This is a genomic window from Pseudooceanicola marinus (assembly GCF_002786295.1).
In the GTDB taxonomy this organism is placed as follows: Bacteria; Pseudomonadota; Alphaproteobacteria; order Rhodobacterales; family Rhodobacteraceae; genus Pseudooceanicola; species Pseudooceanicola marinus.
Window position 1 is genome coordinate 198,132 of the sequence record NZ_PGTC01000029.1, and the last position, 16,821, is coordinate 214,952.

Annotated in this window: 17 protein-coding genes; 6 read left to right on the forward strand and 11 right to left on the reverse strand. The window is 68.3% G+C overall.

All coding sequences use genetic code 11. The features are described 5' to 3' along the window. Window positions 1–149 precede the first annotated feature (149 nt). Complete coding sequence (locus CVM50_RS20310) at window positions 150–1,214, reverse strand: RluA family pseudouridine synthase (protein ID WP_100148562.1); 1,065 nt, start codon at window positions 1,212–1,214, stop codon at window positions 150–152. Here CVM50_RS20310 and CVM50_RS20315 point away from each other — a divergent pair. After that, the gene (locus CVM50_RS20315) at window positions 1,213–1,527 is read left to right on the forward strand and encodes a DUF6476 family protein (protein ID WP_085887214.1); all 315 of its coding nucleotides are present in this window, start codon (window positions 1,213–1,215) and stop codon (window positions 1,525–1,527) included. The genes CVM50_RS20310 and CVM50_RS20315 overlap by 2 nt on opposite strands. A 149-nt stretch (window positions 1,528–1,676) precedes the next feature. On the opposite strand, the gene sthA is transcribed toward CVM50_RS20315, so the two are convergent. The 3 genes from sthA to CVM50_RS20325 form a co-directional block, all read right to left on the reverse strand. Then, on the reverse strand, window positions 1,677–3,068 hold the full coding sequence (gene sthA / locus CVM50_RS20320; RefSeq protein WP_085887215.1) for a Si-specific NAD(P)(+) transhydrogenase: 1,392 nt from the start codon (window positions 3,066–3,068) through the stop codon (window positions 1,677–1,679). 192 nt (window positions 3,069–3,260) lie between these two features. After that, complete coding sequence (locus CVM50_RS21635; RefSeq protein ID WP_157792254.1) at window positions 3,261–3,404, reverse strand: hypothetical protein; 144 nt, start codon at window positions 3,402–3,404, stop codon at window positions 3,261–3,263. A gap of 30 nt (window positions 3,405–3,434) precedes the next feature. Next, on the reverse strand, window positions 3,435–3,971 hold the full coding sequence (locus CVM50_RS20325) for a helix-turn-helix domain-containing protein (RefSeq protein WP_085887216.1): 537 nt from the start codon (window positions 3,969–3,971) through the stop codon (window positions 3,435–3,437). A gap of 138 nt (window positions 3,972–4,109) precedes the next feature. Between CVM50_RS20325 and CVM50_RS20330 the strand changes: the two genes are divergently transcribed. Then, window positions 4,110–5,285 (forward strand): benzoate/H(+) symporter BenE family transporter, encoded by a 1,176-nt coding sequence (locus CVM50_RS20330; RefSeq protein WP_085887217.1) that lies wholly within the window; start codon window positions 4,110–4,112, stop codon window positions 5,283–5,285. A gap of 37 nt (window positions 5,286–5,322) precedes the next feature. On the opposite strand, the gene CVM50_RS20335 is transcribed toward CVM50_RS20330, so the two are convergent. The 3 genes from CVM50_RS20335 to CVM50_RS20345 are packed head-to-tail and all read right to left on the reverse strand — an operon-like array spanning window position 5,323 to window position 8,061. Then, complete coding sequence (locus tag CVM50_RS20335; protein WP_085887218.1) at window positions 5,323–6,195, reverse strand: isocitrate lyase/PEP mutase family protein; 873 nt, start codon at window positions 6,193–6,195, stop codon at window positions 5,323–5,325. 22 nt (window positions 6,196–6,217) lie between these two features. Further along, entirely contained in the window at window positions 6,218–7,375 is a 1,158-nt protein-coding gene (locus CVM50_RS20340) for a PrpF domain-containing protein (protein ID WP_085887219.1), read from the reverse strand. Then, entirely contained in the window at window positions 7,372–8,061 is a 690-nt protein-coding gene (locus CVM50_RS20345) for a GntR family transcriptional regulator (RefSeq protein WP_085887220.1), read from the reverse strand. The genes CVM50_RS20340 and CVM50_RS20345 overlap by 4 nt, the downstream gene beginning before the upstream one ends. A gap of 208 nt (window positions 8,062–8,269) precedes the next feature. On the opposite strand from CVM50_RS20345, the gene CVM50_RS20350 reads away from it, so the two are divergent. From CVM50_RS20350 to CVM50_RS20365, 4 genes are all read left to right on the forward strand, one after another. Then, complete coding sequence (locus CVM50_RS20350) at window positions 8,270–9,262, forward strand: Bug family tripartite tricarboxylate transporter substrate binding protein (protein ID WP_085887221.1); 993 nt, start codon at window positions 8,270–8,272, stop codon at window positions 9,260–9,262. 132 nt (window positions 9,263–9,394) lie between these two features. Further along, complete coding sequence (locus tag CVM50_RS20355; protein ID WP_085887222.1) at window positions 9,395–9,859, forward strand: tripartite tricarboxylate transporter TctB family protein; 465 nt, start codon at window positions 9,395–9,397, stop codon at window positions 9,857–9,859. 1 nt (window position 9,860) lies between these two features. Further along, window positions 9,861–11,375 (forward strand): tripartite tricarboxylate transporter permease, encoded by a 1,515-nt coding sequence (locus tag CVM50_RS20360; RefSeq protein ID WP_085887223.1) that lies wholly within the window; start codon window positions 9,861–9,863, stop codon window positions 11,373–11,375. Window positions 11,376–11,380: 5 nt separating this feature from the next. Then, window positions 11,381–12,451, forward strand: coding sequence for an AbrB family transcriptional regulator (locus tag CVM50_RS20365; protein WP_085887224.1), 1,071 nt, complete (start codon window positions 11,381–11,383; stop codon window positions 12,449–12,451). A 21-nt stretch (window positions 12,452–12,472) separates the two neighbouring features. On the opposite strand, the gene CVM50_RS20370 is transcribed toward CVM50_RS20365, so the two are convergent. The 4 genes from CVM50_RS20370 to CVM50_RS20385 are packed head-to-tail and all read right to left on the reverse strand — an operon-like array spanning window position 12,473 to window position 16,792. After that, a complete protein-coding gene (locus CVM50_RS20370) occupies window positions 12,473–13,372 on the reverse strand; it encodes a 2-hydroxyacid dehydrogenase (protein ID WP_085887225.1) in 900 nt (299 codons plus the stop codon). Beyond that, window positions 13,369–14,976, reverse strand: coding sequence for an ABC transporter ATP-binding protein (locus tag CVM50_RS20375; RefSeq protein ID WP_085887226.1), 1,608 nt, complete (start codon window positions 14,974–14,976; stop codon window positions 13,369–13,371). Before CVM50_RS20375 ends, CVM50_RS20370 begins: the two co-directional genes overlap by 4 nt. Continuing rightward, window positions 14,973–15,812: an ABC transporter permease gene (locus CVM50_RS20380; RefSeq protein ID WP_085887227.1), complete on the reverse strand. Its 840-nt coding sequence runs from the start codon at window positions 15,810–15,812 to the stop codon at window positions 14,973–14,975. Before CVM50_RS20380 ends, CVM50_RS20375 begins: the two co-directional genes overlap by 4 nt. A 2-nt stretch (window positions 15,813–15,814) precedes the next feature. Continuing rightward, on the reverse strand, window positions 15,815–16,792 hold the full coding sequence (locus CVM50_RS20385) for an ABC transporter permease (protein ID WP_085887228.1): 978 nt from the start codon (window positions 16,790–16,792) through the stop codon (window positions 15,815–15,817). Between the last annotated feature and the right edge of the window lie 29 nt (window positions 16,793–16,821).

Here is a 16,821-nt window from a genome sequence, read left to right on the forward strand (position 1 = left end):
AGGATGGCAGGGACCCGCTGTTGATGCGAGATTACCGCCTGCGCCCGGAGTCGCACAAGTTAAACCGGCCTCCCATGAACGCACAACTTCGTGCGCAAAACCGCATTGCGCGCGCTGAGGCACATGCAACCGCGCAACCGACCCGGCCTTCAATTGGCGGGCAGCACGTCCAGAAGGGCCTGCATGTCGGCCGGCAGCGGCGCCTCGAAGCGCAGCCACTCGCCGGTCACCGGATGCGCCACCCCCAGCACGGCGGCGTGCAGGGCCTGGCGCGGGAAGCGGGTCACGGCCTGGGCTCCGGCCACGCCCAGAGCCCGCTCCGACACCTTGCGCTTGCCGCCATAGACCGGATCCCCGACCAGCGCGTGGCCCGCATGGGCCATGTGCACGCGGATCTGGTGGGTACGCCCCGTCTCCAGCCGGCATTCCACCAAGGCGACGGCGGGCGGATTGCCGTAGGTACGCAGCAGCTTGGCCCGGGTGATCGCATGGCGGCCACGGTCGAAATAGACCGCCTGCTTCTGCCGGTCGCTGCGGTGGCGATCCAGCTGCGTGGTGATCTTCAGCACCCCGCCGGTCTCGAACGACGCGCCACGCACCCCGCGCAGGCGCGGGTCGGAGGGGTCCGGCACCCCGTGACACAGGGCCAGGTAGGCGCGTTCGGCGCTATGGGCCTCGAACTGCGCGGCCAGGGCGTGATGCGCCCGGTCCGACTTGGCCACCACCAGCAGGCCGGAGGTTTCCTTGTCGATCCGATGCACGATGCCGGGGCGCTTCTCGCCACCGATGCCCGACAGGCTGTCGCCGCAATGGGCCAGCAGCGCGTTGACCAGCGTCCCGTCAGGCGATCCGGGGGCGGGATGCACCACCATGCCGGCGGGCTTGTTGACGATCACCATCTCCTCGTCCTCGTAGACGATATCAAGGGGGATCACCTGCGGCTGCGCCTCGACCTCCACCGCCTGCGGCAGCACGATCTCCAGCACGTCGCCCTCGGCCACCTTGGCCTTGGGATCGGTCAGCGCCACGCCGTCGCGGCTGACCTGCCCCTCGGCGATCAGCCGCGCCAGACGGGTCCGCGACAGGGCGGCCTCCTCTGGCACATCGCGGGAAAGCGCCTTATCAAGGCGACCGGGCGGATTGGCACCGATCTGCACCGACAGACGCGCGCCGGAGGAGATCTCGGAGATGGGCCCGGACAAGGACTCGGACATGGAAAAGGACCTTCCTGAGGCGGCGGACGGCGCGGAACCGGCCAGCCTGCGTCTGTTGCGCCGCCTGGTGACGACGCTTCTGGTGGTGATGATCTTGGGGCTGATAACGCTGGTGGGACTGGTTGTCATCCGTTTTGCGCACCCGCCCGCCCCGGCGATGCCCGCAGAGATCACCCTACCCGCAGGCGCCCGCGCCGAGGCCGTCACCCGAGGCCGTGGCTGGACCGCCGTGGTCACCGCCGATCAGCAGATCCTGATCTTCGACGCCACCGGAAAGCTGCGCCAGACCGTCCCCATCACCCTGGACGACTGACCCCCACCGGGCCCCGGACGTTTGCCAGGGGCGGGTCCGACGCCTGACACGGGCGCCGCAGGTCCCGCCGCGCCCTGCGCCCCTGCTTCACCTTGTTCCAAATACTCCGGCGCGACGCAGCCCAAGGGCGCGCCGTCCGGCCAACGCGCCTACCCCGCCCCCATCCGGTTCCAGGCGTCCAGCCCGGCCACCTTGTAGGCCTCCGCCAGCGTCGGATAGTTGAAGGTGTTCTCGACGAAGAAATCCACCGTGCCCTGCAGGTTGATGACGGCCTGGCCGATGTGGATCAGCTCAGTCGCCCCCTCACCCACGATATGCGCTCCCAGCAGGCGGCGGGTCTTCAGCGAGAAGATCAGCTTCAGGAAGCCGGTGTTCACGCCCATGATATGCCCGCGCGAGGTCTCGCGAAACCGCGCGATGCCGCATTCATAGGGCTCGCCACTGGCCTTCACCTCTTCCTCGGATTGGCCGACGGTGGAAATCTCGGGCACGGCGTAGATGCCATAGGGGAAGGTTTCGGGCGGCGGCGGGGGCGACACGCCGAAGGCATGGCAGGCGGCCACCCGCCCCTGTTCCATCGAGGTGGAGGCCAGCGCCGGAAATCCGATCACGTCGCCCGCGGCATAGATGTTGGCGGCCTCGGTCTGGAAGGTCAGCGGATCGACCTTCAGTCGCCCGCGGCTGTCGGGCTCCAGCCCCACGGCCGACAGGTTCAGCCGTTCCACGTTGCCCGCCCGCCCCGCGGCAAACAGCAGCGTGTCGGACCGGATGCGCCGCCCATCCGTCAGTTCGACGTCCACTCCGCTGGCCCCCGTGGTGACCTGTTTCACCTGCGAGCCGAGGCGGATGGTCATGCCCCGGTCGCGCATCTGGTGGAGGAAGTCGTCGACGATCTCGCGGTCGACGAAATTCAGGATCTCGTCACGTGCCTCGATCAGCGTGACCGGCACGTCGAGGGCCGAAAAGATCGTGGCGTACTCCACCCCGATCACCCCGCCGCCGATCACCGTCATGCTGCGCGGGATACGCTCCAGCTCCAAGATCTCGTCGCTGTCGAAGACGCGGGTACGGTCGAAGGGGATATGCGGGGGGCGGTAGGGATGGGTGCCGGTGGCCACCAGGGCCTTGTCGAACTCCACCAGGGTGCAGTCGCCGGTCTCTGTACGCACCTCTGCGGTGTTGGGGTCCAGAAACCGCACCTCGCCGAAGACAGAGCGGACCATGTTGCGCATGAACTGGTGCTGCAGCACCTCAACCTCGTGATCCAGCGTCTTGTGCAACCGCTGCATCAGGTCGATGGCGCCGATGTCCTGCTTCACCCGGTAGCCCTGTCCGTAGAACCCGCGCTCACGCCAGCCCGAGAGGTTCAGCACCGTCTCGCGCAGGGTCTTCGACGGGATGGTGCCGGTGTGCACCGACACACCGCCCAGCCGGCGCCCCTTGTCCACCACCAGCACGGATTTGCCCAGCTTCGCAGATTGCACCGCCGCCCGCCGCCCGGCGGGGCCGGAGCCGATCACCAGCATGTCGATCCTGTCCATGGCCTCGCACCTCTCCCTGTCTCGATCCCCGTCCTGCGCGCCCGGAGGCAAGCGGCTTTGGCGCTGCCGGGCGCCCGTGCAGCCGGGCCGGACCGGCCCTGCCCTGCCCTCAATGGGACCGGAGGTGTTAGGAACGGGTTACATCCCGCGCAGGGGAACTGGGCAATTCGACGCGCTGCTCAGGACAGGCCGCTACCGTTGCCGCCCGCCCAGCAGGTGGCGCCGCGCCATCCCGGCGGTTTCGGCGATCACCTCGTCCCCGGACAGCGGCCCCAGGTACTCATTGCCGGCGTCCTCGCACAGCTGCCGCCAGACCAGGCCATGGACCATGGGCAAGACCATCTCATGCCACGCCGGACACGGCCCCTAGGGCAGGGTTGGATAGTGCATGACGTTCAGGAACTGCGCCGGCTCCGCCGTGTCGTTGCGGTAGCCATGCAGCTGATCCGCGGCAAAACGCAGGCCCTTGGCGGGCGGGCAGACCGCCCAGGCATCCCCCTGACGCACCTCGATCTGGCCAGCTGTCACCACCACGTCCTCGACCACCCCCGGCGCATGGGGCTGCGAGACATGCGCCTGTCCCGGCTCCAGCGTGATCAGGAAGGTCTCCGACCCGTAGAGCGGATCGAAGGGAAAGACGGTCTGCACGGTGATCTCGCCGGGGAAGCTGACCGGCACGGGCGGCTGGCCGTCCTGCGGCGCGAGATGCAGGAAGGCGCTCAACGGCTGGCGAAAGCCCTTGGACAGCTTCCACAGGGTCGCGATGGTCGGGCTGGATTCCCCGCGTTCGATCTGGCCCAGCATGGCCTTGCTGACGCCCGTGCGTTCGGCCGCCTGCGCCAGGCTGAGGCCCGCCTGGACGCGCACCGCCTTGAGGCGGATCTGTAGGGTCGTGTCGCTCATCCGGTCTTTCCGATTGCAGGGCGGCAGGCTCGTGCGTTATGACGTCCGTGCGCTATAGCGTCCGACCGTTATAACGCCCGGGGTGCAGCATGTCATCGCCCTACCCTATCCCCTGCCGACCCGAAAGGCACCTGACGCATGACCGGCCTGAAACTCTCGCACCTGGTGACCGCGCTGATCGCGGTCCTGCTGGGCTATACCAGCAGCGCCGCCATCATCTTCCAGGCCATCGACGCGGTCGGCGCCAGCCCGGCGGAGGCAACGTCGTGGATGCTGGCGCTTGGCCTCGGCACCGGGCTGAGCTGCCTGATCCTGTCGCTGCGCTACCGGATGCCGATCCTGACGGCCTGGTCGACGCCGGGCGCGGCGCTGCTGGCCGTGGGCCTGCAGGGGATGTCACTGCCCGAGGCCACCGGCGCCTTCCTCTTCTGCGCGGCGCTGCTGACCCTGACGGGGATCACCGGCTGGTTCGAACGCGTGTCGCACCTCATCCCCGAGGCCCTGGGCAGCGCCCTTTTGGCCGGGATCCTCTTCCGCTTCGGGCTGGAGATCTTCGCCTCGATGGAGGAGGATCTGCCGATGGTGGCGGTGATGTGCGTGACCTACCTCGTCGCGCGCCGCGCCCTGCCCCGCTACGCGATCCCGCTGGTGCTGGTGGCGGGCTGCGCCATGGCCTGGGGCACCGGCGCCTTCGAGCTGTCCGGCACGGGCGGGATCGACTGGACCATGGCGCGGCCGGTCTTCACCTGGCCCGAGTTCACCCTGACCGGCCTGATCGGCGTGGGCCTGCCCCTCTATATCGTCACCATGTCGTCGCAGAACGTGCCGGGCGTCGTCACCCTGCGTGCCGCCGGATACCGGGTGCCGGTTTCGGCCAGCATCTCCGTCACCGGCCTGATCTCGCTGCTGATGGCCCCCTTCGGCGGCTTCGCCTTCAACCTGGCGGCCATCACCGCCGCGATCTGCGCCGGTCCGGAAGCGGATGAAGACCCGACGGGCCGCTACAAGGCGGCGGCGCTGGCGGGCGTCTTCTATTCCGTCGTGGGCCTGATGGGGGGCGCCATCATCGGCCTCTTCCTGGTGGCCCCCCAGGCGCTGATCGCCACGATCGCCGGGCTGGCCCTGCTGAACACCATCGGCAGCAGCCTGACGGCGGCCATGGACCGGCCCGATCAGCGCGAGGCGGCGCTGGTCACCTTCATGGCCACCGTCTCGGGCGTCGGTTTCCTGGGGATCGGCGCGCCGCTCTGGGCGCTGGTCTTCGGCGGCGCCACGCTGCTGGTGCTGCGCTGGCGCCGGCCGGCGGCGATCTGAAAGGCCCCTCGCCGTGCAACACGGCAAGGGATCCGGGTCAGTAGGCGTACCGCTTGTCCAGCTCGTCGAACAGGTCCTTGCGCACCACGCGCTGCCGTTCAAGGAAGCCGGCCAGCGGGCCATCCTCGTCCATCTGGCCCTGCTCCTTCAGCTGGGACAGCGCGGTCTGCATGCCGTAAAGCGCCGATTGCAGCGCCACGTTGGCGTAAAGCACCAGCGAGAAGCCCATCTCGGTGAATTCGTCCACCGACAGGATCGGGGTCTTGCCCCCCACAACCAGGTTCACCAGCTGCGGCGTGCCCTGCAGCGCGGCGGGGATCGAGCGCAGGTCGTCCTCCGTCTGCGGTGCCTCGACGAAGGTGATGTCGGCGCCGTCCTCGATGAAGGCCGCGGCACGATCCAGTGCCTCAGACATGCCATCGGTCGCCGCCGCATCGGTGCGGGCCACGATCATCGTGTTCTCGTCCTGGCGGGCATCCACCGCCGCCTTGATGCGCGAACGGGCCTCGGCCAGGGGCACGACCTCCTTGCCGGAGAAGTGTCCGCAGCGTTTCGGCGTCTTCTGGTCTTCCAGCTGGATCGCCGAGGCGCCGGCGCGTTCCAGCGTGCGGATGGTGTGGCGCACGTTCAGGCCATTGCCGAAACCGTTGTCGGCATCGACGACGATGGGCAGATCGGTGGCGTCACGAATGGTGGCGGTATGCTGGGCGATCTCCGGCAGGGAGATGAAGGCCAGGTCGGGCATGCCGAGGTAGGTGTTGGTCAGGCCCGCGCCCGAGAGGTAGACCGCCTCATAGCCCAGGTCCTCGATGACCCGCGCCGCCAGGGCATTGGCCGCACCGGGCAGCAGCATGGCCCCGCCCCCGGCGATCCGCGCCTTGAACCGCTTGTTCACTTCATGATTCAGCATGGGATGCCTCGTTTCTTTCGTGTCATGTCTGGGAAAGTTTGCCGCGCGGCACGTAGACCTTGCCGTCCATCAGGCGGCGTTGCGTGCGCAGGATCTTGGCGGCGGTGATGTCGCCGGTGTCGAGGTCCAGCCGCGCGCCGACGGTGACGATTCCGGAGGGCGTGCCGATCCGCAGGGTCTGTGGATCACTGCCGGACGCGATCTGGCGCTGCACGACGGAGCCGTCGATGGCCGCGGCGCAGGCCAGGGCCAGGGCGCCGGTGACAGGAACCGCGCGGTGTGCCTGGCCGGCGGAAATCATGCGGATCTGCAGGTCCTGACCGTCAGCCGGATGCACCACCCCCGCCAGGTCCTCGTAATCCGACGGTGCACCGACCATCGCGACCTTGGGCGTGGCGATGCGGGCGCGGGCGGCGGCAAGATCGGGCGTCAGCTGCATCGCGACCGAGGCCTGGCAGCGGATCTCTTCCAGCCGGTCCATCAGGGCCCGGTCGACGTCGATCTTGGCCGGGTGGGTCCGGCTGTCGCCCGCCACCTGCCCCGCCTCGACGAAGACGGAAGGTACGGCGCCGTCGATCATCGTCACCTCGACCTCGCGCCCGTCCGACAGGGTCAGCCGGTCGACGCGGTTGCCGGTCGGCAGGGCGCCGTGACCGGCGGTGTCGGTGGGGTCGAGAAATTCCAGCGCGACCGCCGCCCCGGTGCCTTCGACGCCCGGGATGGACAGATCCCCTTCCACCTCCGCCAAACCGTCGCGGACGGGGAAGCGGGCGGCGATCACCTTGCCGGAGTTGGTGTTGTGGATGCGCACCAGGGCCTCGCCGTCGCGCGGGCCCTCCACCAGCCCCTCGTCATAGGCATAGGGACCCATGGCGGAGCTCATGTTGCCGCAATTGCCGGAGAAATCGACGCTGTCGTCGATCACGCCGACCTGGGCGAAGGTATAGTCGATGTCGGCATCAGGGCGCGTCGACGGGCCGATCACGCAGATCTTCGACAGCGAGGAAATCCCCCCGCCCATGCCGTCGAGCTGGCGCAGGTTCGGATCGGGCGAGCCCAGCATGGCGGCGAAGAGCGCGGGCCAGGTGGCCTCGTCCTGCGGCAGATCGCGGCGCTGCAAGACCAGCGCCTTGGAGGTGCCTCCCCGGATGAAGGCGGCGGGAACGGCAATCTGGCTCATGCCTCGGACTCCTCGGACGGGGCCGCCAGCTGCGCCTCCAGCGCCTCCCAGCTGGCCCGGATATGACGGCGCATCAGCAGCGCGGCGACCTCGCCGTCGCCGCAGGCGATGGCCTCGGCGATGCGGCGGTGTTCCAGCAGCGCAGCCTGGCCGCGCCCGGTGACATTGCGGTGCTTCACCCGCAGCAGCGACAGCTGCGGGTAGAGCTCGCGCGTGAGATAGCGCAGGATCAGCGGGTTCCCCGAGAGGCGGGCGATCACGATATGAAAGTCCCGGTCGCCCGGCCCCTGCAGGTAGGCGCCCTGCGGATGGGAGGACACCTCCTGCGCGTGCTGGCCCAGAAGCTGCGTCAGCGTCTCACCGCTGCGCGCATCGGCCTGGCCGGCGGCCAGCCGGGCGGCCTCCGCCTCCAGCGCGGCGCGCACCTCGTAAAGCGCGCGGGCGTCCTCGCGCCCCATCTCGCGCACGCGGGCGCCACTGTTGGGCACGATGGTGACGATGCCGGCATCGGCAAGCTGGTTCAGCGCCGAACGCACCGGGCCACGGCTGACCTCGAACCGTTCCGCCAGGGCAACTTCGCCCAGGCGCGAGCCCGGCGCCAGGCGCCCGGCCAGGATCTCTTCCTGCAGTGCCAGGGCGACTCGCTCCGCCGCGACGCCCCGGCTCTCCTCCGATTTTGTTAACAATATATCGGCCTCCCTATGGCCCGCAGCCGCCAACAGAACGGCGCAAAACTTGGAATTCATACATGTAAATCGCTATATATATGAGAAATGTCAACGGAACTTGATGACTTGACAGCAATCACACCACGGGCCTACATCTTGGCAATCGACCTTATTGTTCTACAATACAGCACGAGTCGATCAAATTGAGACATGAGGGGAGGACTCTATGAATCTCACCAAACGCGCTTTCACCGCGGTCACCCTGGGCACTGCCCTGGCCGCTGCCGTATCCCCGCTGGCCGTCTCGGCCGCGGAGAACTGGCCGCCGCGCCAGATCACCTTCGTCGTAGCCCTCGGCCCGGGCGGCTCCGCTGACCGTACCGCGCGCGCTCTGGCGCAGCGCCTGCAGGAAGAGCTGGACACCCCGATCAGCGTGATCAACCAGCAGGGCGGCGGCGGCCACGTCGGCCACACCTACTTCATGAACATGCCCGACGACGGCAGCTACTTCCTGGCGACGTCGATCCACCCCTATATCTCCAACGCGATCCTGAACTACGACGCGGATTACACGTTGGAGGACTTCGCCTTCATCAACGGGCAGTGGAACGACTTCGACATCTTCGCCGCCAACGCCGAGACGCCCTATGAATCGCTGGCCGATTTCATGGCCGCGGCCAAGGAGAACCCCGGCGAGCTGAGCGTGTCGGTCGTCCCGAATTCCTCCGGCGCGATCAACCTCAGCCTGGCGCTGGAGGCCTTCGGCCTGACCGAGGATGACGTGAACGTCGTGACCTACGAATCCGGTGGCGCGGCACGGACCGCCGTGGCCGGGGGCCAGGTCGACATGACCGTGCTGGCCGCCGACGGCACCCTGTCGATCGCCGAATACGTCCGTCCGCTGGCCTATGCCGCCGACGAACGCTCGGACGACTGGGATGCACCGACCCTGGACGAGGCGCTGGAAGCCTCCGGCCATGAGCCGGTGACCACCCTCGCGGGTTCCATGCGCGGCCTTGCGGCCCATGCCACCTTCAAGGAAAAGCACCCCGAGGCCTTCCAGGAACTGGTGGACGCCTACCATAACGTCATGATGGACGAGGAATTCGTCGCCTCCCTCGAAGCCCAGGACATGGGTGCCGAATGGCTCGGGCCGGAGCGCACGACCGAGATCATCATGTCGAACTACGAGATCCTGACCCGCTTCGCCGGGGAGTGATCGCCGACAGGTTCCCGGGGCGGGGGCATCTTTCCCCCGCCCCGGATCCGGGCCGCCCCTGCCCCGCCCCATAGCGGGGCTGCGGAGAGGCGGCCGGTTTCATTTCCGAAGACATCTGCGGGAGGTCACCAGGTGACAGGCAAGTTCTACGCCACCCACGCCGCGCTGATCGGCATCATCCTGGCCATATCCGGCTTCATCACCTGGAGCGCGGTGGACGCGCGCGCCAGTCTCGACAACCTGGTCGTGGTCGCCCCGGTCGCGAGTGTCATCGCCCTGCTGGCCGTGATCCTGGTGGCGGTGACCCTGCTGAAACCCGCCCCTACCCCCGCCGAGGGTGAGGCGGGCGAGGCCCAGGCGAAGGATCCGGGCATCTGGGGCGACATGCTGATGCTCGCAGGATTCGGCGTCTTCTGCTACGCGCTGACCAAGGTGGGCTTCGACCTGGCCACCTTCCTCTTCGTCTGGGCCGGTGTCGTCATGAGTGGTGGCAAGGGCTGGTGGCAGCCGCCCCTCTATGCCGCGATCTTCACCGCGGCGCTGGTCTACGGCTTCGGCTCGCTCTTCCCCTATCCCATGCTTACGCTGGTGCTGTGACATGATCGACCAATTTGCCCTGTCGCAGGCGCTGGACCTGCTGTTCTCCAGTTTCACCCCCTGGCTCTGGGTCATTCCCGGCCTGCTGATCGGCCTGGTCTTCGGCTCGATCCCCGGGTTGCAGATCTCCATGGCGATGGCCGTCTTCCTGCCGGTCACCTTCTCCATGGACTTCCTGCAGGCCATGCTGTTTCTCACCTCGATCTTCACCGGCGGCGCCTATGGCGGTGGGGTGACGGCGATCCTGATGAACATTCCCGGCTCGTCCAGCTCCATCGCCACGGCCTTCGACGGCTACCCGATGGCCCGCCAGGGCAAGCACAACGAGGCCCTGGGCCTGGGTCTTGCCGCCTCGGTCGTCGGCGCCTTCGTGGGCTACATCCTGCTGATGCTGCTGATCCAGCCGCTGGCCGCCTTCGTGTTGAAGATCGGCCCGCTGGAGATGGTCGTCGTGGTCCTCTGGGGGCTGACCCTGATCGCCACGCTGAACGACAGCTCGATGGCCAAGGGCCTGCTGGCCGGGTTCTTCGGCCTGATGCTCAGCCAGATCGGCATGTCCACGACGGGCGTCATGCGCACCTCCGTCGGCATGCCCTACCTGATCGACGGCCTACCCGTGGTGCCCGCGATGATCGGCATTTTCGCCGCCGCGGAACTGCTGCGCCTGCGCGGGGAAACCTACCTGGTGCAGAACGAGGCACAGCGCGACATTTCCTTCGGGCGCATCCTGAAGGGCGCGGGCGAGACGTTCAAATACCCGGGCGTGCTGATCCGCGGCAGCCTTCTGGGCGCGGTCATCGGGGCCATCCCCGGCGTCGGCTCCTCGGTGGCCAACCTGGTGTCCTACGGCGAGGCGAAACGCACCTCGAAGACACCCGAACGCTTCGGCAAGGGCGCCCCCGAAGGCGTGGTGGCAGCCGAAAGTGCCAACTCCTCCTCCGAGGGCGGATCGATGACGGCGCTTCTGGCGCTCGGCATTCCGGGCGGGGCGGCCACGGCCGTGCTGCTGGCCGCGTTTTCCTTCCACAACATCATCGGCGGCCCCAGCTTCATCCGCAACCAGACCGACGTGGTCTATTCGATCATCCTCGGCAACCTGGGCCAGGTTCTGCTGCTGGCGGTTCTGGGTCTTCTCAGCCTGCGTCTGCTGGGCCTCGTGGTGCGGGTGCCGCTGTCCTACCTGGTGCCCTCGGTCCTGGCGATGTGCGCCTGGGGCGGCTACGGCATCACCGGCACCATCGCCGGACCGCTGACCGTGGCGGGCTTTGCCGCCCTCGGCTGGCTGATGCGGCGCAACAACTACCCCGTCGCCGCCACCGTGATCGGCCTCCTGCTGGGCCGGATGATGGAAGGCGAGCTGGTGCGCACCATGCAGATCTCTGGCGGCAACCCGCTGCGCTACATGCTGGAGCGGCCCATTGCGCTGGTGCTGTTCATCATCATGCTGCTGGTCCTGGTGGGCGCGCCCGCGCTTAAGGCGCTGAAGCGCCGGCGCCAGGCGCGGGCAGAGGTCTGAGCCAAATGACCCTGACGACCAACCCGGCGCTGCGCGGCCTGATGACCCTGGCCATCGGCGCCGGGGGCGGGCTGCTGTTCTTCTGGCTCAACCTGCCCCTGCCCTGGGTGCTGGGATCGATGTTCGCCAATGCGCTGCTGGCGCAGGCGACGCCCTTTCAGCCCAAACTGCCCCCCGCCTGGCGCGGCTATGCGATGATCGCCATCGGCACCATGCTGGGCACCGGCTTCACCCATGACGTAATCGTACGCGCCCACAGCTGGATCCCCAGCCTGATCGCCATGTGCCTGTTGTCGCTGATCTTCTGCCTGGGCGCCTACTGGGTCTTCAAACGCTGGGGCCAGATGGACCGCTCCACCGCGCTCTTCGCCGCCATGCCAGGCGGGCTGTCGGTGGTCACCATGCTGGCCGAGGAACACAAGACCGAGGTTAACCGCGTGGTCCTGTGCCACACCGCCCGCATCGTGGTGCTGCTGGTGACGGCGCCGATCCTGATCCAGATGATTTCCGGCATCGACCTGACGGAGGCGAACCGCGCCAGCTTTGCCGAGGCCGAGCCGCTGGATCCGCTGCGCCACGGCGCCATGGCCGCCGTCGCCGTGGCCTGCTGGTGGCTGGGGCAACGCTTCCGCTTCCCCTCCGCGCAGCTGCTGATCCCGCTCTTTGCCTCCGCCGCGCTGCACATGACCGGCGTGCTGACGGTCCATGTGCCCCCGCTGCTGTCGGCCGCGGCGCAAATCGTCATCGGCGGTTCGGTGGGGGCGCGGTTCGCCAGCTACACCCTGCGCCAGATCACCCGCGACGGCGGCCTGGCCGCCGGGGTGGGCGTGGTGCTGGCGCTCGGCTCGCTGGCCGGGGCCTATGCGGTCGCGCCGCTGATCGACGCCCCGGCCGCGCCCCTGTTCCTGGCCTACCTGCCCGGTGGCGCGCCGGAACTGGGCGTCGTCGCCCTGGCCCTGGCCATTGATCCGGCGATGGTCGCGGCGCATCACGTGCTGCGGGTCTTCCTGATCGTTGCCGCCCTGCCCTTCGCCGCCTCCTGGATCAAGCCAAAAGAGCAAGCGGAGGAGGGCTGATCCCTTCCCCGCGCCTGCGCGTCAATCCAGCGAGGCCATTCCGCGCTTGACGTTTGCCACCACTGCCTCGGGCCGGGGCGTGCTGGCGACATGGGGGGTCAGCACCAGCTTCGGATGCGTCCAAAGCGGGCTGCCTGCCGGCAGCGGCTCGGTCTCGAAGACATCCAGAGAGGCGCCCGACAACTGGCCGCTGTCCAGCGCCGCCAGCAGGTCCGCCTCCACCAGATGCGCGCCGCGCCCCAGCTGGATCAGCGCCGCGCCCTCGGGCAGCGCGGTAAAGGTGCCGGCGTTGAGGATGCCTTGCGTCGCGGGCGTCAGGGGCAGCACGTTGATCAGGATATCCGTCTCCGCCAGGAAGGCCTCCAGCCGGTCGTCGGTCATGTGCCGCGCGCCCTGCAGCGGGTCGCGCGGGGTCGTGCGCGACAGCACCGTCACCGGATAGCCCAGGGCCACCAGCCCCGCCGCGATCGCCCGGCCCATCAGGCCGAAACCCATGACGCCGATGCGGCGCAGGGTCGGGCTCTGGTCGCCCACCCGACGCTCCCAGGCGCCCCGGGCCTGGGCGGCCAGGAACTCTCCCATCCGCCGGTGATGCCACAGGACGTGGAAGGCGGCGAAGCCCGCCATCTGCTGTGCCTGGTCCGGATCCTCGACCCGGAAGACCGGCACGTCCGGGCGCGACTGGCAGGCGTCGATGCCATCCGTACCCGCGCCGACCGAGAAGATCGCCCGGAGGTTGGGATAGAGCGCGAAGGCCCCCTCCCCTGGAACGAAGGTCAGGGCGAAATCCACCGCCGCCGGATCCTCGACCTCTTCGGGCAGCAGCAGGCGCACCTCCGGGGCGAAAGCCCGGTAAGGCCCGCCCTGGAACCGCGTCATATCAAGCATCGTGCAGGTGGCAACGCCGGTCCAGCGGCTCATTCCGCCGCCTGCCCCCAGCCCCCGCCGGGCACGGCGTCGAGCAGGGTCCGCGTGTAGTCGTGCTGCGGGTTCAGGAAGACCTCGGACACCGGGCCGATCTCCACCAGCTTGCCCCTCTGCATCACCGCGATGCGGTCACACAGCTGGGCCGCGACCCGCAGGTCATGGGTGATGAAGAGGATCGACAGATCGAAGCGTTGCCGCAGGTCGCGCAGCAGGTCCAGCACCTGGGCCTGGATCGACACGTCGAGCGCCGAGACGGCCTCGTCCGCGATAATCAGCTCGGGGTCCATGGCCAGGGCGCGGGCAATACCGATCCGCTGGCGCTGCCCGCCGGAAAACTCATGCGGGAATCGGTCGACCGCATCGGCACCCAGCCCCACGGTTTCCATCAGCTCCCGCGCGCGGTCGCGGGCCTGCGCCTTGGGCACGCCCTTGGCAATCGGCCCGTCGGTCAGCGCGCGCATCACGCGATGGCGCGGGTTGAGCGAGGCATAGGGATCCTGGAAGACCATCTGCACCTTGTGCCGCGCCGCGCGCAGCTCGCGGTCATTCAGCGCCGCCATGTCGGTGCCGCCCACCATGACCGACCCGGAATCCGGCGTCACCAACCGCACCACGGCGCGTCCCAGGGTGGATTTGCCCGACCCGGATTCCCCCACCAGGCCCAGCACCTCGCCGCGCGAGATGGTCAGCGACACGTCGTCGATGGCGCGCACCGCGCGGGCCTCGCGGAAGAGGCCGCCGCCGGTGTTGTAGGTCTTCTTCAGGTGCCGGATCTCCAGCGCGGGGGCCTTGGCGACCTCGACCGACTGCGGGACCATCCCCGTGGGGATCGCGTCCAGCAGGCGGCGGGTATAATCGTGCTGCGGGTTCTCCAGCACCTCCGTCGCCGTGCCGCGTTCAACGATCTCGCCGTAGCGCATGACGATGACCCGATCCGCAATCTCGGCCACGACGCCGAAATCATGGGTGATGAACATCACCGCCATGCCGTGCTTTTCGCGCAGATCGAGGATCAGCTTCAGGATCTGCGCCTGGGTGGTCACGTCGAGCGCGGTGGTCGGCTCATCCGCGATCAGCAGCTCGGGCTCCAGTGCCAGGGCCATGGCGATCATCGCCCGCTGCCGCTGGCCCCCGGACAGCTGGAAGGGATAGGCGCGGATGATCTTTTCGGGATCGGGCAGTTGCACCTCGCGGATCAGCTCCAGTGCCTTCTCGCGCCGCTCCGCCGGGCGGTGGCGGCCGTGGGCCTCATAGACCTCGGCGATCTGGTCGCCGATCCGCATCAGCGGGTTCAGCGCCGTCATCGGTTCCTGGAAGATCATCGCGATGCGGTCGCCGCGCAGGGCGCGCTGTTCGGCCTCGCTGACGCGCAGGATGTCCTTGCCGCCGAACTCGGCCGTGCCGTGATCGACGCGCACCCCTTCCGGCAGCAGGCCCATCAGGGCATTGGCTGTCATCGATTTGCCCGAGCCGCTTTCGCCCACGACGCAGAGGATCTCCCCTGCACCGATCTCGTAGGAACATTGGCTCACCGCATGGTCCCGGTCGGCGCCCTTCGGCAGGGCGATGGACAGGTCGGAAATCTTCAGGACGCTCATGACCGGCCCTTTCGCGACAGGTGGGGGTTCAGGGCATCGTTGAGCCCCTCGCCGATCAGGTTCAGCGCCAGCACCGTCAGCACGATCGCCACCCCCGGGAAGAAGGACAGCCACCAGGCCGAGCGGATCACCGTGCGCGCCGCCCCGATCTGGAACCCCCAGGACATGATGTTGGGATCGCCCAGGCCGAGGAAGGACAGCGAGCTTTCCAAAAGGATCGCCGTGGCCACCATCAACGAGGCCATGACGATGATCGGCGAGACGGTGTTGGGCAGGACCTGACGCACCAGGATCGACAGGTTCGACAGCCCGGCCAGGCGGGCGGCGTCGACATATTCGCGTTTCGTCACCGACATCACCTCGGCCCGCACCAGGCGCGCCACCGGCGGCCAGGACACGATGGCGATGGCGATGGTGATCGAGGTCAGCGTGGGTTCCAGGATCGCCACCAGAACGATGGCCAGGGCGAAGTTGGGGATCGTCTGAAAGAACTCGGTGAAGCGCATCGCGCCTTCATCGACCCATTTGCCGTAAAAGCCCGCCAGCGCGCCAAGAGGCACGCCGATCAGCAGCGCCATCAGGGTGGAGACCAGCCCGACCAGCAGCGACACCCGGGCGCCGTAGACCAGCCCGGCCAGCACGTCGCGGCCCAGGGTATCGGTGCCAAGCGGCAGCCCGTCGGTGCTGAAGGGCACCAGGAAGGGCCGCTGCACCATGGCCCAGGGCCCGCGCGGATAAAGGACGGGCGCCAGCAGCGCCACGGCGATCACCGCGATCAGGATCGCCAGCCCCAGAAGGGCGCCGCGGTTCGTGAGGAAGCGTTTCCAGAGTGTCATGATTATGCCTTGTGTCCGATCCGCGGGTCGATCAGCCGGTAGACCAGGTCCGTCAGGATGTTGAAGACGATGACCATGGCGGCCGAGACGAGGAAGACCCCGAGGATGGTGTTGTAGTCACGCGCCGCGAGGCTTTCGAACATCAGCCGGCCGATGCCCGGCCAGGCGAAGACCGTCTCGGTCAGCACCGCGCCCCCGACCAGCTGCCCGGCCTGCAGGCCGGCCAGGGTGACGACGGGCAGCAACGCGTTGCGCAGGATGTGGCGGCGCCGGATGGTGGCCGGGTTCAGGCCCTTGGCGCGGGCGGTCTTCACGAAGTCCTGCTGCGCCACCTCCAGCATCGAGGCCCGGGTCATGCGCATGTAGACCGCCATGAAAAACAGCCCCAGCGTCAGCGCCGGCAGGATCAGGTGCTTCAGGATGTCCAGCGCCCGCGCCAGCCCGCCGAAACCGCTGCCGACGGTTTCGTAGCCAAAGCCGGGCAGCCAGCCGAGCTGCACCGAGAAGACCAGCACCGCCATCAGCGCGGCCCAGTACAAGGGCGTGGCGTAGAACAGCAGCGCCGTGCCGGTGATCAGGGTGTCGGTGAATTTCCCCACCCGTGCCGAGGCCGCGACGCCAAGCGCCACGCCCGCCACGAGGGAGATCCAGAAGGCCGTCAGCGTCAGGATCAGCGTCGCCGGCAGCCGTTCCAGGATCAGCTCCAGCACCGGCTGGCCCTGGCGGAAGGAATAGCCCAGGTCGAGGGTGACGATATTGCCGACATAGCGCGCCAGCTGGACGTAGAAGGGCTGATCCAGCCCGAACTGTGCCCGAAGATCCGCGATCATCTGTTCGTCCGCCGCGCCCGCTTCGCCCGCCAGCACCGCCGCCGGGTCACCGGGGGCCGCATGGACCAGGAAGAAGTTCAGGATCGCAATGGCAAGTAGTGTGATCGCCGCCTTCAGCAGACGCGACAAGATCGCTCCGGCAATGGCCATGGCCAGCCTCCCGTTTGGTCTTGGGGAGA

Excerpts from the sequence above, each read along its gene's own strand:
- CVM50_RS20315 (WP_085887214.1), top strand. The coding sequence starts at position 1,213 with ATGGAAAAGGACCTTCCTGAGGCGGCGGACGGCGCGGAACCGGCCAGC.
- CVM50_RS20310 (WP_100148562.1), bottom strand. The coding sequence starts at position 1,214 with ATGTCCGAGTCCTTGTCCGGGCCCATCTCCGAGATCTCCTCCGGCGCG.
- sthA (WP_085887215.1), bottom strand. The coding sequence starts at position 3,068 with ATGGACAGGATCGACATGCTGGTGATCGGCTCCGGCCCCGCCGGGCGG.
- CVM50_RS20325 (WP_085887216.1), bottom strand. The coding sequence starts at position 3,971 with ATGAGCGACACGACCCTACAGATCCGCCTCAAGGCGGTGCGCGTCCAG.
- CVM50_RS20330 (WP_085887217.1), top strand. The coding sequence starts at position 4,110 with ATGACCGGCCTGAAACTCTCGCACCTGGTGACCGCGCTGATCGCGGTC.
- CVM50_RS20335 (WP_085887218.1), bottom strand. The coding sequence starts at position 6,195 with ATGCTGAATCATGAAGTGAACAAGCGGTTCAAGGCGCGGATCGCCGGG.
- CVM50_RS20340 (WP_085887219.1), bottom strand. The coding sequence starts at position 7,375 with ATGAGCCAGATTGCCGTTCCCGCCGCCTTCATCCGGGGAGGCACCTCC.
- CVM50_RS20350 (WP_085887221.1), top strand. The coding sequence starts at position 8,270 with ATGAATCTCACCAAACGCGCTTTCACCGCGGTCACCCTGGGCACTGCC.
- CVM50_RS20360 (WP_085887223.1), top strand. The coding sequence starts at position 9,861 with ATGATCGACCAATTTGCCCTGTCGCAGGCGCTGGACCTGCTGTTCTCC.
- CVM50_RS20365 (WP_085887224.1), top strand. The coding sequence starts at position 11,381 with ATGACCCTGACGACCAACCCGGCGCTGCGCGGCCTGATGACCCTGGCC.
- CVM50_RS20370 (WP_085887225.1), bottom strand. The coding sequence starts at position 13,372 with ATGAGCCGCTGGACCGGCGTTGCCACCTGCACGATGCTTGATATGACG.
- CVM50_RS20375 (WP_085887226.1), bottom strand. The coding sequence starts at position 14,976 with ATGAGCGTCCTGAAGATTTCCGACCTGTCCATCGCCCTGCCGAAGGGC.
- CVM50_RS20380 (WP_085887227.1), bottom strand. The coding sequence starts at position 15,812 with ATGACACTCTGGAAACGCTTCCTCACGAACCGCGGCGCCCTTCTGGGG.
- CVM50_RS20385 (WP_085887228.1), bottom strand. The coding sequence starts at position 16,792 with ATGGCCATTGCCGGAGCGATCTTGTCGCGTCTGCTGAAGGCGGCGATC.